We start from the raw sequence: 12,473 nt of genomic DNA, 5'->3' as shown, positions 1-12,473 counted from the left end.
TCCCTAGTCCCGTTCGACCGTGTCGCCTACCTTCTTGACCGTGTTGCGGTCAAAGAGCGGCCGCCCCGTTTCCTTATAGGCGTTGCCCCACTCCTTGTCCGACATGCCGGCTTTGGGTTTGATCTGCGCCGAGCCGTTGGGTAAGGGAGGAACCTTGAAAGTCTTGGTGGGATCCTGCTTCTTGCCGTTTGAATTGGCGCCGGCATTCACGTTTGCGTTGGCGGATTGCGCTAGCGCATCGTGCGTTGCGACGCTGATGAGCAGCATCGCCGCAGCGGTAAGAACAATGGGCAGAAAATCAGAACGGCGCAGGTGGGAGGGAAGGTGTCGACGACGCATGATTAACCCCTTTCATATGCTCAATCATCAAGTCCAGTCGAGGTTCACTCGCTAGTTATCCGGACCAGGGATTCGCTTATGCTCGGCACGCCGCACATGGTGCGAACTTCCCCTGCGGGACAATCCAGGTCGCCTTGCCTGACTGCCAATTCCGCGTTTAATTACCAAGCAACTGCTTTTACGACATCGAACATGCGTTAGTTGTCTCCAGCGCAGCGAAAGCATAGGTCAAGGCATATGCCTTCTTCCGCCAGTTTCTAGCGTTTTTTTGTGCCGCCGCGATCCGGGCGTTACGACCTAGGAGCCTTGCCCCTAAACGCTTGCGTGGAGCTTGCTTTAATCTTGTCACTTTGTTTCGGATCACAAATAGGTGCTTGCACACATAATTCCATCAACGAGTATTCATTCGACGAACTCGGGATAACTTCAAATCGGCAGTAGACGCGGATATATGACGCTCACTTATTTTTAGATTCTTAATTCGATAAGAAGAATCTGATTATTCTCCTGAATAATCCGGTTTTATCTAAAAATGACGAGTGGCAGCTAAATCGCGTCGCGGCTGAATTGAACCGCCCGCGATCGGGACGATCGATTGCCGGGGGATGAAGGTTGGCTGGGTAACAGAAGCACAAGCCAGGGAGGAAGGACGGCGCCCGGGGAGCACAGGGCGCAGCCGGCCCGACGCGAGAGGCTCGGCGGCCTCGTCGTGGATTAGGCAAGCGCCGACGCACGGGTCATCGTGGCCCGAGCGCCGGCGAGCCGTTCGGTTAAAACAGGTGGCGGATCCCGATCTGCACGCCGGTTTCGCTCTGCCCCGCGTCCGGCGTCAGGAACGACCCCGTCGTGATACTGGCGCCCGTCATCTTGAACTGCGCGGAATTCTCATTGTTCAAGCGCGAGACGACGCCATAAAGCCGCGTGCTCTTAGAGAGATCGTAATTGACGATCGCGCTGTATTCGCGCGCGCCGTTGCCGAGCGACGAATCGTCCTTGATCCACGCGTAGCCGGCGCCGACGCTCAAGAACGGGCTAAAGCGGAAATCGGCGGAAACGGAATACGTGCTGTGCCATTCTCCGGGCACGTTGCCGACCGGACCGACCGACGGATCATACTTGCCGGCCGGATTCGACAACGCATTGCCTGTTGTCGCCGAGATCACGTCGTTCGCGCGGAAGTAGCCGAAATAGAGTTTGCCCCGGCCGTAGTCGTAATTGCCCCCTGCCATGATTTCCTGGACCCGGACCGTGTTCGTCGCGTTGGCCGCGTTCAGATACGCCAACGCGAGATAGACGGGACCTTGCGTGGTCTGCACGCCCGCCTGGTAGACCGCGTTCCCCGCCAACGTCCCCGGCTGTCCGCCGACCGAATAGTGAACTTCAAGTTGTGTGTTCGCGATCTTCGGCGAGAGGTAGCTGATGTCGTTGTCGACGCGCGCCAGCCAATTGGAAAAGTTGTTGTAGCCCGAGCCATACGTCGCCGCGCTGAAGGCATCCATATTGCCGCTCCAGGCGAACATCGGCGTATTCTGGCGGCCAAACCGGAACTCGCCGTAAGGCGCCGCAATGCCAACCCACGCCTGACGGTCGAAGAAGCGATAGGGGTTCTGCTGCTTGCCCGTGCCGGGATCGAAGCCGTTCTCGAGGACGAACGTCGTGCGATATCCGCCGCCGAGGTCTTCCGATCCACGCAGGCCCCATCGGCTCGTCAACTCGCCGTTGTTTCCAAGGACGCTCAAAGACGTATTCTTGCCCCCGACTTTCGACGACTGATAGCCTGCGAAAACATCGAGAATTCCGTACAGAGTCAGCGACGACTGCGCGTACGCTTGATTCGAACCGATCACCCCTACTGTCATCATCGTTAGTATTGCTATATTTTTAATATTCATGTGTTTATCCTCTTTCTCCTGTCTGTCGTCTACGCGATAAGCCGAAAGGCGGTTGGGCTAGCGCGCCGACTGCGGCGCCAGCATCCGCTTCACGACGAGAGCCAGCGGAACCGTAAAGCAGAAGTGAGACATGAAGCCGCCGATGATCACGGCGGGATCGTAGTAATTGGGGTGATTGTCAGAGGCGATCGAGATTGCCACGTGCATCACGATCCACGCGAGGATGGCGTAAAACAGCGCCACGAACGTCGCCTCGTATCCGCGCCGGCGGAAGTAAGGCCAAATCGCCGCAAACAGCACGCCCCACCCCGTGGCGAAGACAAAGTGAATGCCAGTGCCGACGACATAAGCCCAAATCCCGATCGCCTCCTGCACTTCCTTGCCGAATACAAGGCCGGTTGCATTGCGCGGAATGCCGGCAAGCGGCATCAAATGCTGCGCCCCCACCCACACCAACGCCTCGTAAATCCAGATGATGACCGCTCCCGTCAAGCCGCCCGCCACGCCGGCGCGTAGGGTCGCCTTGAGATTCGGCTTCGTGGATGTCTCCCAATTCAGTCCTTTGTCGATTTCCTTTCCGTTAGTGCTGTAATTGCTGCTCATGTCTCCGCTCCTCATTACGTTGTTTTAAAGAATGTTGATGCTGCGGCCGTCGACGCCATTTACGACAGCGACAACGGCGGCGGCCTCGCCGCTAGCGATCTCACGTCTCCGCCATCGGGCTGGTGATGTAACGCAATGCCACCCGATTCATCACGATGGCGATGGCGGCTAACACTGCCGGCACGGCGAGAATCGAGAACACCGTGGCAAACGTGAAGCCCAGCGACAGCAGCACGCCGCCGATGAACGAACCGAGAATCCCCCCGAGCCGTCCGAACCCGAGCATCCAGCTGACGCCGGTCGCTCGCGCGCGGGTCGGGTAGTAGGTCGGCGCCAGCGCGTTCAATCCCGTTTGCGCGCCGCTCATGAAGAAACCCGCACAAGCGACCAGCACCGGCAGCATCGCCGACGTCAACGAGCCCGCGCCCAGCGCGAAGATGAACACGCCGCCGAACAGGTAAGCGGCTCCGATTACCGCATTGCGGTTCATGCGATCCATCGCGAACCCGACCGCAACCGCGCCGACCGTGCCGCCGAGCTGAAACAGCCCGGTGATGGCCGCGGCTCGCTCGACGGGCAGGCCGGCGTCCTTGATGAGCGTCGGCAGCCACCCGGTCAGCAAGTAGATGATCAATAGGCCCATGAAGTACGTGATCCATAGCATCAGCGTGCCGAACGCGTAGCCATCCGCGAACAGCATGCGCACCGGCGCCTTTTCGACCGCCGCGGGTTCGGGGGACGTAAAGCTCACTTGGCCGCCGAACGTATGCCGGCAGACGCGTCCTAAGACCGCCGCGATGCGCGCGGCATCCGCTTTGCGCACGAGCATGAAGCGCGCGGATTCAGGCAGCAGCCAAAGCAGCACCGGCACGCTCAGGAGCGGCACGACGCCGCCGAAGACGAATACGCCGCGCCAGCCGAAGTGCGGAATCAGCCACGCGGCGATGAAGCCGCCCACGCCCGAGCCGAAGTTGAAGCCGGTGAACATGATCGTGAGCAACAGCGACCGGCTGCGCGACGGCACGTATTCCGACAACAGCGTGGTCGAATTCGGCATCGCGGCGCCAAGCCCGAGCCCCGTCAGAAAGCGCAGCGCAATCAACTGCAGCGGTGTATCGGCAAACGCGCAGCACAAGCTGAAAAGGCCGAAGCACGTGACCGATCCGATCAGAATCGCCTTTCTGCCGATGCGATCGGCCGCCGGCCCGGCGGCAAGCGCGCCGACCGCGAGCCCGATCATCGCCGCGCTCATGACTGGCCCGAACGCCGCGCGCGCGACGCTCCAGTCGTGCATGATGACCGGCGCGACGAAACCCATCACCGCCGTGTCCAGCCCGTCCATCATGACGATAAAAAAGCACAGCAGAAGGACGAGCCACTGATACGCCGACACGCTGCGCGCGTCGATGAATGCCTTGATATCGACTGATGCTTCTGGGTTCATGCTTGTCTCCGTGAATTGATTTCTGTGCCCCGGGATCTACCGTCCGCGAGGTCGATTTTTGCGTCTGCTTGTGTGGCAGCGCAGCGCCGCTTATCGCGGCGCGACGATCGCCGCTAAGCCGCGCCCGGCACCTTGCGAGTCCTGAGAAACGCTTCAAGCGTCTCGCCACGCATCGAGGCATACATGGCGAGGTTGCTCACCTTCACGACGCGTGCGAATTTTTCGAGGACGAAGAAGCACACGCCGTAGCGCACGAGGCCAAGCCAATCGCATGCGTCCACCAGGGCGCACTCTTCGTCAGTCAGGCCAGCGGCCGCATAGGCGGCCGCGCGATCGCGAAGCCAAAGCTCGCGCGCGGGCGCCTCGCGCATCTGCCAGAAGAAGCGGTTCAAGCGCAGCGTCTTGATGCTCTGCCGAATGTCGAACGGATAGGTGCCGGTCAGTTCCTCGACGCCGATCAATTGCGGGTTCATTGCGTCGCCTCGTCTTCGTAGAGCGTCACAGCCATCGCGGTGCTGGTCGCGAGGTAGTAATTGCGGTGAACTTCGCGCACTTTTTCGCCGAGCGCGCCGCGCATGGCGAGCCACATGATGGTCTCGACGCTCTCCGCGCCGCCGAGCCGCACATAGTCGACGTGCTTCATCGCGGCAAGACGCTGTGGGTCGTGCACGATCAAGTCGAGAAACTCGAGGTCCCAATCCGTGTTGTTGAAGCCGCTTCGTTCGCCATGAACCTGATGCGACAGCCCTCCGGTGCCGACGACCACCACTTTCAAGTCCTGCGGAAACGACTCGATCGCGCGCCGCAGCGACTGGCCGAGCCGATAGCAGCGTCTTGCCGTAGGCAGCGGGTATTGCAAAACGTTGACCTCCATCGGCACGAGCGCCATCGGCCAGCCGCCTTCGTGCGGCAGCATCAATGAGAGCGGCGAGTTGCAGCCGTGGTCGAGCGCACGCTCCTGAAAGATCGCGAGATCGAACTCGTCGTCGATCATCTGCTCGGCGATATGGATGGCGAGATCCGGATGACCGGCGATGTCGGGCAGCGGGCGCTTTCCCGCGCCCTCGTCAGCGAACGCGTGGTTCGGCGAGACGCCGAGCGCGAAAGTCGGATAGCAGTCGAAAAAGAAACTGTTCGCGTGGTCGTTGTAGAACATCACCATCACGTCGGGCTTGGTTTCGGCAAGCCACTTCGCAATCGGTTCATACCCCTTGAAAAGAGGCGCCCACGCGGGATCGTTCTGCCTTCGGTTGTCGTACGCCGCGCCAATGGTCGGCACATGGGAGGTGCCGATACCGCCGATGATTCTTGCCATGTCGTGTGATTACCTTGTTTGCTGCCGTGCACGCCTTGCGCGCCGTTTCGATAGGACGCCGGTTTCACCTCAGTTCGCCGGCGGTCGATATGGGATACAACGATACAAAGCCGCGGCGGTCGTCGACAGTAGGGGATAACGTGATAATTCATGCGTATACCTCCGGATTTTCCGGTTCAGTGGGTTGGGCGCCGCCTCGGATCGCGCCTGGCAAGCCCGTCACATAAGGCTTTCTTCCGCATCCCGCGATTTAGCGCCCCCGTCATGCCCTCCTGTGACCTATGTGCGACTCGATAAACGAAACAGATACCCGCAGAATCAACTCGCATTCCAATCGGCCGACCCGTCGAATGCCCATGCACGCCGTTATACTTCCCGACACCAGGGAGGCCCGCAAATGAGTTCGACTATCCGGCACGCGCCAATTCAAAAACGAGCGATAGACACTCGAGCGCTTGCTCAAGGACGCGGCTCATGAACCCCAGCGAGCTTCTGAACCTCGCCTGCTTGCGCGCTTTCTCGCTCGTTGCGCAGACGGGCAGCGTGAGCCGGGCGGCCACCGCCCTCTTTCGCGCGCAATCCGCTGTCACGCGAGCGGTACAGGAGATCGAGACGGCGCTCGCCGAGCCCCTCTTCGATCGCAAGCCTTCGGGCATGTTGCCGACGCCGGTCGGTAAAGCGGTGCTCAAGCGCAGCGAACGCGTGCTCGGCGAGCTGGAAGAGCTGGCGCGATGGTGCGAGGCGCGGCAATCGCGCAGGCGCTCGGCCGCCGAAGGCACCGTGCCTGCGTACTTGCTCAACGCCAGGCGGCTCGAATTGTTCTCGGCGCTGGCCCGGCACCGGCACATGCCGAGCGCGGCACGTGCGCTCGGCATCACCCAGCCCGCCGTGAGCAGCGCGATCCGGATTCTCGAGAGCGGTGCCGGGCTGACGCTCTTCGAACGCAATCCGCGCGGCCTATTGCTGACCAGCGACGGCGAGACGTTCCTGCTGCACGTGCGCCGCGCGCTGAACGAGCTGCGCCACGTCTCGGACGACGTGGCCGCGCTGCGCGGCAGCATCCAGGGACGCGTGACGGTCGGCGCGCTGCCGCTTGGCCGCACGCTGATCCTCCCGGAAGCGATCGCGAAGGTGATCGCGCAATACCCCGGCGTCAGAGTGGTCACGGACGAAAGCGCCTACGAGACGCTGGTGGCGGGGCTGCGCGCGGGCGACATCGATTTCATCCTTGGCGCGCTGCGTCCGAACGATGCGACGAGCGGCCTCGAAAACGAAAAGCTGATGTCGGACGACCTCGTGGTGCTGGCTCGGCGCGATCATCCGTTGGCCGGCGAAAGCGGCCTCACGATCAAGGATCTCGCCGACGCCCAATGGATCTTGCCGCGCAGCCATGCCCCGGCGCGCGGCTTGTTCGAGTCGTTGTTCAAGCGCGCGAGAATCAAGCCGCCGCTACCGGCCGTCGAGACGGCCGACCTCGCCGTGATTCGCGGCTTGCTGTTGCGCACCGACATGATCGCGGCGCTGTCCGCCCAGCAGTTGCACTATGAGCGGCAGTCGGGCCAGCTGGTCGCGCTCGATGTGCCGACACGGAACACGAGCCGTGATATCGGCTTGACGCTGCGCGCCGCGGGCACGCCATCGCCTGCCGCGCGTGCGTTGATCGACGCGATTCGGATCGTCGCGGGCGATCTGGATCGCGAGGCGCGCGCGGCCGCACGCCACCGCCCTCGCCGAAGCCAATGAACGCGCACGAGCACGCTCAAGCGTGCTCCACCTGCGCTTGTTGGGTTTCGGCCCACACCGACGATGGAATCCCTACCTCGCCATCGAAGAGCCAACGCGCCGTGCGCAGCAGCGCCGCGCTGAGCACCTCGGGCGCGTCCGCCGTGCCGCCGGTCTCGAGTTCAACCGTGAATTCGCCCGTGGGATGCTCGACCGACACGCGCCTGCGCCGCCCCGGCGCGGACGCGGCGATGCCGTCGCAGACCGTGCCCGGCATCACCGCCGCGCTCGCCACGCTCACCGCGCCGAGCACGCCGATCGACGCATGGCAGCGGTGCGGAATGAAGCTGCGTGTCGCGAGCGTCCCGCCTCGCTCGACGTCGCGCGGCGGGGCGATCAGGCACATCTTCGGCACGGTCCGCTCCTTCACGTCGCCGAGATTCATCAGCGGCCCGGCTTGCAGCCGGATCGCCTCGATGCGCGCTTTCAATTCCGTGTCCGCATCGAGCGCTTCGCGGCTCTCATAGCCGGTGCGTCCAAGATCGGCCGCGCGAATCAGCACCAACGGCATGCCGTTATCGATGCAGGTGACTTCTATGCCGCCGATCGAATCGCGCAGCCGTCCGGTCGGCAGCAGCGCGCCGCAGGTCGATCCGGCCGTGTCCCTGAAGGCGAGCGGAATAGCGGCCGCCGTGCCGGGCACGCCGTCGATGCGCGCCTCGCCCTCGTAGGTCACGAAGCCGCCGGGAGTGGGCACGCAAGCCACGGCGATCTGCCCGGTATTGACCATGTGGATGACAACGTCGGTGGTCCCTTCGCGCGCCGACATCAACCCCCGTTCGATCGCGAACGGACCGACCGCCGCCAGCATGTTGCCGCAGTTCTGCCCGTAGTCGACGCGCGCTTCGTCGACGACCACCTGCGCGAACAGATAATCGACGTCCGCGTCGTCGCGCGTCGAAGGCGAGACGATCGCGACCTTGCTCGTCAGCGGATCGGCGCCGCCGATGCCATCGATCTGCCTGCGGTCCGGTGAGCCCATCACCGCCAGCAGCACCCGGTCGCGGGCGACGGGATCGTCGGGAAGATCGGACGCGAGAAAGAACGCGCCTTTGGACGTGCCTCCGCGCATCATCATGCAGCGAATGCGCGTCTGACGCCGCGACGGGTTGTTCGACATGGCGACGCTCCTTTAGCGTTCGTCCACGGAATCGACGTAGCGCAGCCCCTTCGCCGCCAGCTTCTCGCGCATGCCGTAGTAATCGAGGCCCAGCGTTCCCGACGCCAGCACGCTGCGCGTCTTTTCTTCCTTGGCGATGCGGGCCAGCGCGGCGTCCGCGACCGCGTCGACCGTTTCGAGCGGCACGACGAGCACGCCGTCGGCATCGGCCACGATCACGTCGCCGGGACGCACCAACTGCTGCGCGCAAACGATCGGGACGTTGACCGAGCCCAGCGTCTCCTTCACCGTGCCTTGCGCGGACACCGCCTTCGACCAGACCGGAAAATTCATTTTCTGCAGCGCCTCCACATCGCGGCAGCCGGCATCGATGACGAGCCCGCACACGCCGCGCGCCGCCAGCGAGGTCGCCAGCAGTTCGCCGAAATAGCCGTCCTCGCACGGCGAGGTCGGCGCCGCGACGAGCACGTCGCCCGCGCGGCACTGCTCGACGGCGACGTGCAGCATCCAGTTGTCCGACGGCGGCATCAGCACAGTGACGGCCGATCCCGCGATGCGCGCTCCGGCGTATATCGGGCGCAGATACGATGCGAAGAGCCCAAGACGGCTCTGCGCCTCGTGCACGGTCGCCACGCCCGCCTCCCGCAGAATGTCGACGCTTGCCGGTTTCGCCCGCGATACCTGCGTCACCACCACGCCGCGCTTCATGACAGATCCCCCACCACTTGCGGCGTGATGCGCTGATACCCTTCCGCGTATTCGATGTTGCGGTTCGCCGTGATGCCGATATTGCGTTTCGCCTGCACGCCGCGCTGCAGCGCCACTCGCGTGTAGTACTCCCAGAGGTGCTCCTGGCCGGCCATGCATTCGATCGCGCGGCGCTTGGTCTCCCAGACCTCGGTGATGTCGAGGAAAGTCGTCGGGGTCCACTCGCACTGCTCCGTCTGGTGCGGCTCGAACGCATAGACGGGCGGCGCGCCGACCACCTTCTGCCCCGGACGATACCCTTCTGCCTGCGCGATGATGCGGGCCTCCTGCGCGACGTGCATCGCGAGCGGATGATCGAAGTTGTACGGGTCTTTGAGCGAGTGACTCAGCACGAACGCGGGCTGCACCTCGCGATAGACGTCGACGAGTCGCATCAACGCCTCGTCGGGAACGCGCAGCGGATAGTCGCCGAGATCGAAAAACTCCACCTCGGCGCCGAGCACATCCGCGGCACGCTCCGCTTCCTCGCGACGGGCCGCCTTCACTTTCTCGATCGTCATTTCGCCCTTGCGCCAGAGCTTGGCCGATTCGCCTCGCTCGCCGAAGGACAGGCAGACCACTTTTACCCGGTATCCGTTCTTCTTATGAAGCGCGATCGCGCCGCCCGCGCGCCAGACAAAGTCCGCGCTATGCGCGCTCACCACCAACATCGATTGACCAGCAGTCATGGTTTGTTCCTGTGGAAATCAGGTCATTTCATCAGGACCCATTCTAGGTCTCGAGGCTCGCCGGGAGCGGTGCGAAGTACGTCGGATAGCCTTCTGATTTGTTTATCGGTCTCGCCGTAGAAGGGCCGCGGCGAGGCGTCGAGCGAGGATTCCGCGTCGGCGCTATGCTAGCGGTCTCGTTCAACCAAGGAGCATCCAATGAAACCGACGGCAGGATCGATGATTACCTTTCAGCGCCCTGACGGCCAGCAACTGCAGGGGTATTTGGCAACGCCTGAGAAGCCCGAGGGCGCGCCCGCAGTCGTCGTAATCCAGGAGTGGTGGGGCTTGAACGATCAGATCCGCGGCGTGGCGGACCGGCTGGCGAAGTCCGGATATGTGGCCTTGGTGCCCGATCTCTATCGCGGCAAGATGACCGTCGAAGAGGAAGAGGCGCATCACTTGATGAGCGGCCTCGACTTCGGCGATGCGGCGGGCCAGGACGTTCGCGGCGCCGTGCAGTATTTGAAGCAACGTTCCGAACGCGTCGCCGTGATGGGCTATTGCATGGGCGGCGCGCTGACCTTGCTGTCGCTATGCCAGAGCCCCGACGTATCGGCTGGCGTGGTGTGGTACGGCTTTCCTCCGCTCGAGTACATCGACGCGTCAAAGATCAAGGCGCCCGTCATCGGCCACTGGGCGACGCAGGACGATGCCTTTTCAATCGAGACGGTCGGTGCGCTGGAAACCAAGTTGTCGGACGCGAAAGTCGACTACGAATTTCATCGCTACCTCGCGCGCCACGCGTTTGCCAACGAAACCGCGGTGGGACCCAACCGAATCGCGATCACGCAATTCGATCCGGTCTGGTCACAGCTGGCTTGGGACCGCACGCTGACGTTCCTGGGACGCACGATGTGGGCGTAACGCGCCCGCCAAGAGGCTCAGTGCCCCAAACCGCTCGCCGCGATCTGCTTCTCCACGAACTGCGCGAACAGCGTGTGCAAATGCGTGGTCGGGTGAAGGTCGTCGGCGAACATGAACGTCTGATCCGCATTAGCCGACACGTAGGTGGGCGGCGAGCAGAGCAATGACGTGTCATCGGGCGTTTTCGATGGGTCGCAGGCTTGGCCTGTGTTGGAGACGCTAAAGCCATTGGCCTGAAAGTTCGCGATGATCTGATTCACCCAGGTGTAGGCATCGACCTGGATGACCTTGCCTTGCAGGCCGTCGGCCTGCAAGGCAGCATTCAAGTCGTTGTTGAACAGCTGCGACTCCTGGGTCAGCGTGGCCCCGCCGTCGGGCTGGGCGAGGCCTTTGGGCGACAGCCCGACGTTCGGCACATTGGCCACGACGACATGCGTGGCGCCGCCCTGCACGATTTGTCCAATGATTTGAGCCAGCGTGGTAGCGGCCGTCTGAAGGGTCTGCGCCGCGGCCGGTAGCGCTCCCGCGCGAAGCACATCGTTCGCGCCTGCCCAGACGAGCACCAATTGATTCGCGTTGAAGGTCCCGTGCGCGGCCAGATAGCTCGAAACCTGCTGATTGACCGGCATTTCCACATTGCCGATCACGTCGGTCAGAAAGTCGTTCTGGCTGGCCGGCGTCGCAACCGTGGCGCCGCCCTCCGCATAGCCGAGCCCATTCTGCGCACTCAATTTATGGGTGATGTCGATCGTAAAGGCGGCGGTGAGCGTGTCGCCGTAGTATTGCGCGACATCTTGCGTCCACACTTGCCCCGGATTGGTCGTGAAGCGCCCGCCTCCCACGGCGCTCGCGAGCGGCGCGTAGGTGCCCACGTCCGAGAGGCTATCGCCGAACGAGACGATTTGCAGATTGACGCCGCCGGCCGGTGTGGATCCGACGCTACCGCCACCGCCGCTTGAGGTGCTCCCATGCCCCCCGCAGGAGGTAAGCAGTGCAATCAGCACGGCAGAGATTGCCATGCCAGCCTTGTCATGAATTCCGCGCATCGCGCCTCCCCGGCCGGTCGGCTGGAGCGCGACGCGCGCGTCCGGCCTATCGCCAGCCTGCTTAACGTTTTTCCAAAAGCACTTACGTTAAGCAAAAAAGATGCGCTGTCGCGATTGCGCGCGACGCTTTGAGGTCACGCGAACAGCAGGAAGCGAGGCACTTATGGGTCAGTGAAAACGCCCCATCGCTTCGAGGACGATGTCTCCGTCGGCGGTGAGACGCGGACGCGAGGTGCCGCTGGCGAGGTCTTCGAGTGCCACGAGTTGTCGTTCGAGGAGCGCGCTGAGTTCGGCGCGGTCCGCGATCTCGTCGGCGGCATCCTTGACCAGCAATAGGGTTGCAAATTCGTGAGGGCTCAGCATGTTCATTCCCGGGTTCGATCAGTAGAAGCGACTTGCTTTCTAAATGGCGCTCGGCAATTTTTTCCCGATCGGATTTAAACAATAAGTATTAAGAATATCCGCGGCGATAAATCGAATCGGCGGCACGAATTACTCAGGGCCGCCAATTGCGAATGATTTCGGTAGTTATTTTCGGCGCCCCGGGAAGGTGGGGCTGCCGCTGCACAGTGGGGTGAGGCACGTCGAAT

The 12,473-nt window shown here is 62.7% G+C and carries 13 protein-coding genes; 2 read left to right on the top strand and 11 right to left on the bottom strand.

From position 1 onward, the window contains the following. Positions 1-3 precede the first annotated feature (3 nt). From AAHK20_RS11165 to AAHK20_RS11140, 6 genes are all read right to left on the bottom strand, one after another. The gene (locus tag AAHK20_RS11165) at positions 4-339 is read right to left on the bottom strand and encodes a hypothetical protein (RefSeq protein WP_449181507.1); all 336 of its coding nucleotides are present in this window, start codon (positions 337-339) and stop codon (positions 4-6) included. Between the two features lie 770 nt (positions 340-1,109). Beyond that, positions 1,110-2,201, bottom strand: a complete 1,092-nt coding sequence (locus AAHK20_RS11160; RefSeq protein ID WP_449181506.1) for a porin — start codon at positions 2,199-2,201, stop codon at positions 1,110-1,112. 87 nt (positions 2,202-2,288) lie between these two features. Further along, positions 2,289-2,834 carry a hypothetical protein gene (locus AAHK20_RS11155; protein ID WP_449181505.1) on the bottom strand — a complete coding sequence of 182 codons (546 nt, stop codon included), beginning with the start codon at positions 2,832-2,834 and terminating at the stop codon, positions 2,289-2,291. 100 nt (positions 2,835-2,934) lie between these two features. After that, a complete protein-coding gene (locus AAHK20_RS11150; RefSeq protein WP_449181504.1) occupies positions 2,935-4,278 on the bottom strand; it encodes an MFS transporter in 1,344 nt (447 codons plus the stop codon). 113 nt (positions 4,279-4,391) lie between these two features. Next, positions 4,392-4,751 carry a protocatechuate 3,4-dioxygenase gene (locus AAHK20_RS11145; protein WP_449181503.1) on the bottom strand — a complete coding sequence of 120 codons (360 nt, stop codon included), beginning with the start codon at positions 4,749-4,751 and terminating at the stop codon, positions 4,392-4,394. Then, the gene (locus AAHK20_RS11140) at positions 4,748-5,593 is read right to left on the bottom strand and encodes a gallate dioxygenase (RefSeq protein ID WP_449181502.1); all 846 of its coding nucleotides are present in this window, start codon (positions 5,591-5,593) and stop codon (positions 4,748-4,750) included. The genes AAHK20_RS11145 and AAHK20_RS11140 overlap by 4 nt, the downstream gene beginning before the upstream one ends. Positions 5,594-6,067: 474 nt before the next feature. Here AAHK20_RS11140 and AAHK20_RS11135 point away from each other — a divergent pair, with 474 nt between their 5' ends. After that, on the top strand, positions 6,068-7,336 hold the full coding sequence (locus AAHK20_RS11135) for a LysR family transcriptional regulator (protein WP_449181501.1): 1,269 nt from the start codon (positions 6,068-6,070) through the stop codon (positions 7,334-7,336). A gap of 16 nt (positions 7,337-7,352) precedes the next feature. Here the strand turns inward: AAHK20_RS11135 and AAHK20_RS11130 are convergent, their stop codons facing one another. Genes AAHK20_RS11130 through AAHK20_RS11120 form a run of 3 tightly spaced genes read right to left on the bottom strand, consistent with a single transcriptional unit; the run spans position 7,353 to position 9,931 of the window. After that, positions 7,353-8,495 (bottom strand): 4-oxalomesaconate tautomerase, encoded by a 1,143-nt coding sequence (locus AAHK20_RS11130; protein WP_449181500.1) that lies wholly within the window; start codon positions 8,493-8,495, stop codon positions 7,353-7,355. Positions 8,496-8,507: 12 nt separating this feature from the next. Continuing rightward, the gene (locus AAHK20_RS11125; protein WP_449181499.1) at positions 8,508-9,203 is read right to left on the bottom strand and encodes a 4-carboxy-4-hydroxy-2-oxoadipate aldolase/oxaloacetate decarboxylase; all 696 of its coding nucleotides are present in this window, start codon (positions 9,201-9,203) and stop codon (positions 8,508-8,510) included. Next, positions 9,200-9,931: a PIG-L deacetylase family protein gene (locus AAHK20_RS11120; RefSeq protein ID WP_449181498.1), complete on the bottom strand. Its 732-nt coding sequence runs from the start codon at positions 9,929-9,931 to the stop codon at positions 9,200-9,202. Before AAHK20_RS11120 ends, AAHK20_RS11125 begins: the two co-directional genes overlap by 4 nt. A gap of 198 nt (positions 9,932-10,129) precedes the next feature. Between AAHK20_RS11120 and AAHK20_RS11115 the strand changes: the two genes are divergently transcribed. Further along, on the top strand, positions 10,130-10,837 hold the full coding sequence (locus tag AAHK20_RS11115; protein WP_449181497.1) for a dienelactone hydrolase family protein: 708 nt from the start codon (positions 10,130-10,132) through the stop codon (positions 10,835-10,837). A gap of 17 nt (positions 10,838-10,854) precedes the next feature. Here AAHK20_RS11115 and AAHK20_RS11110 read toward each other — a convergent pair whose 3' ends face one another. Then, positions 10,855-11,883 carry an SGNH/GDSL hydrolase family protein gene (locus AAHK20_RS11110; protein WP_449181496.1) on the bottom strand — a complete coding sequence of 343 codons (1,029 nt, stop codon included), beginning with the start codon at positions 11,881-11,883 and terminating at the stop codon, positions 10,855-10,857. Positions 11,884-12,051: 168 nt separating this feature from the next. Then, positions 12,052-12,246, bottom strand: a complete 195-nt coding sequence (locus AAHK20_RS11105) for a hypothetical protein (RefSeq protein ID WP_449181495.1) — start codon at positions 12,244-12,246, stop codon at positions 12,052-12,054. Positions 12,247-12,473: the final 227 nt, after the last annotated feature.

This window comes from Trinickia camelliae, from assembly GCF_053525655.1.
This window is presented reverse-complemented; position numbering and strand designations above follow the sequence as displayed.

Bases quoted from the DNA above. Each gene is read 5' to 3' on its own strand.
- AAHK20_RS11165 (WP_449181507.1), bottom strand. From the start codon at position 339: ATGCGTCGTCGACACCTTCCCTCCCACCTGCGCCGTTCTGATTTTCTG.
- AAHK20_RS11125 (WP_449181499.1), bottom strand. From the start codon at position 9,203: ATGAAGCGCGGCGTGGTGGTGACGCAGGTATCGCGGGCGAAACCGGCA.
- AAHK20_RS11130 (WP_449181500.1), bottom strand. From the start codon at position 8,495: ATGTCGAACAACCCGTCGCGGCGTCAGACGCGCATTCGCTGCATGATG.
- AAHK20_RS11110 (WP_449181496.1), bottom strand. From the start codon at position 11,883: ATGCGCGGAATTCATGACAAGGCTGGCATGGCAATCTCTGCCGTGCTG.
- AAHK20_RS11150 (WP_449181504.1), bottom strand. From the start codon at position 4,278: ATGAACCCAGAAGCATCAGTCGATATCAAGGCATTCATCGACGCGCGC.
- AAHK20_RS11145 (WP_449181503.1), bottom strand. From the start codon at position 4,751: ATGAACCCGCAATTGATCGGCGTCGAGGAACTGACCGGCACCTATCCG.
- AAHK20_RS11115 (WP_449181497.1), top strand. From the start codon at position 10,130: ATGAAACCGACGGCAGGATCGATGATTACCTTTCAGCGCCCTGACGGC.
- AAHK20_RS11155 (WP_449181505.1), bottom strand. From the start codon at position 2,834: ATGAGCAGCAATTACAGCACTAACGGAAAGGAAATCGACAAAGGACTG.
- AAHK20_RS11105 (WP_449181495.1), bottom strand. From the start codon at position 12,246: ATGCTGAGCCCTCACGAATTTGCAACCCTATTGCTGGTCAAGGATGCC.
- AAHK20_RS11135 (WP_449181501.1), top strand. From the start codon at position 6,068: ATGAACCCCAGCGAGCTTCTGAACCTCGCCTGCTTGCGCGCTTTCTCG.
- AAHK20_RS11140 (WP_449181502.1), bottom strand. From the start codon at position 5,593: ATGGCAAGAATCATCGGCGGTATCGGCACCTCCCATGTGCCGACCATT.
- AAHK20_RS11160 (WP_449181506.1), bottom strand. From the start codon at position 2,201: ATGATGACAGTAGGGGTGATCGGTTCGAATCAAGCGTACGCGCAGTCG.
- AAHK20_RS11120 (WP_449181498.1), bottom strand. From the start codon at position 9,931: ATGACTGCTGGTCAATCGATGTTGGTGGTGAGCGCGCATAGCGCGGAC.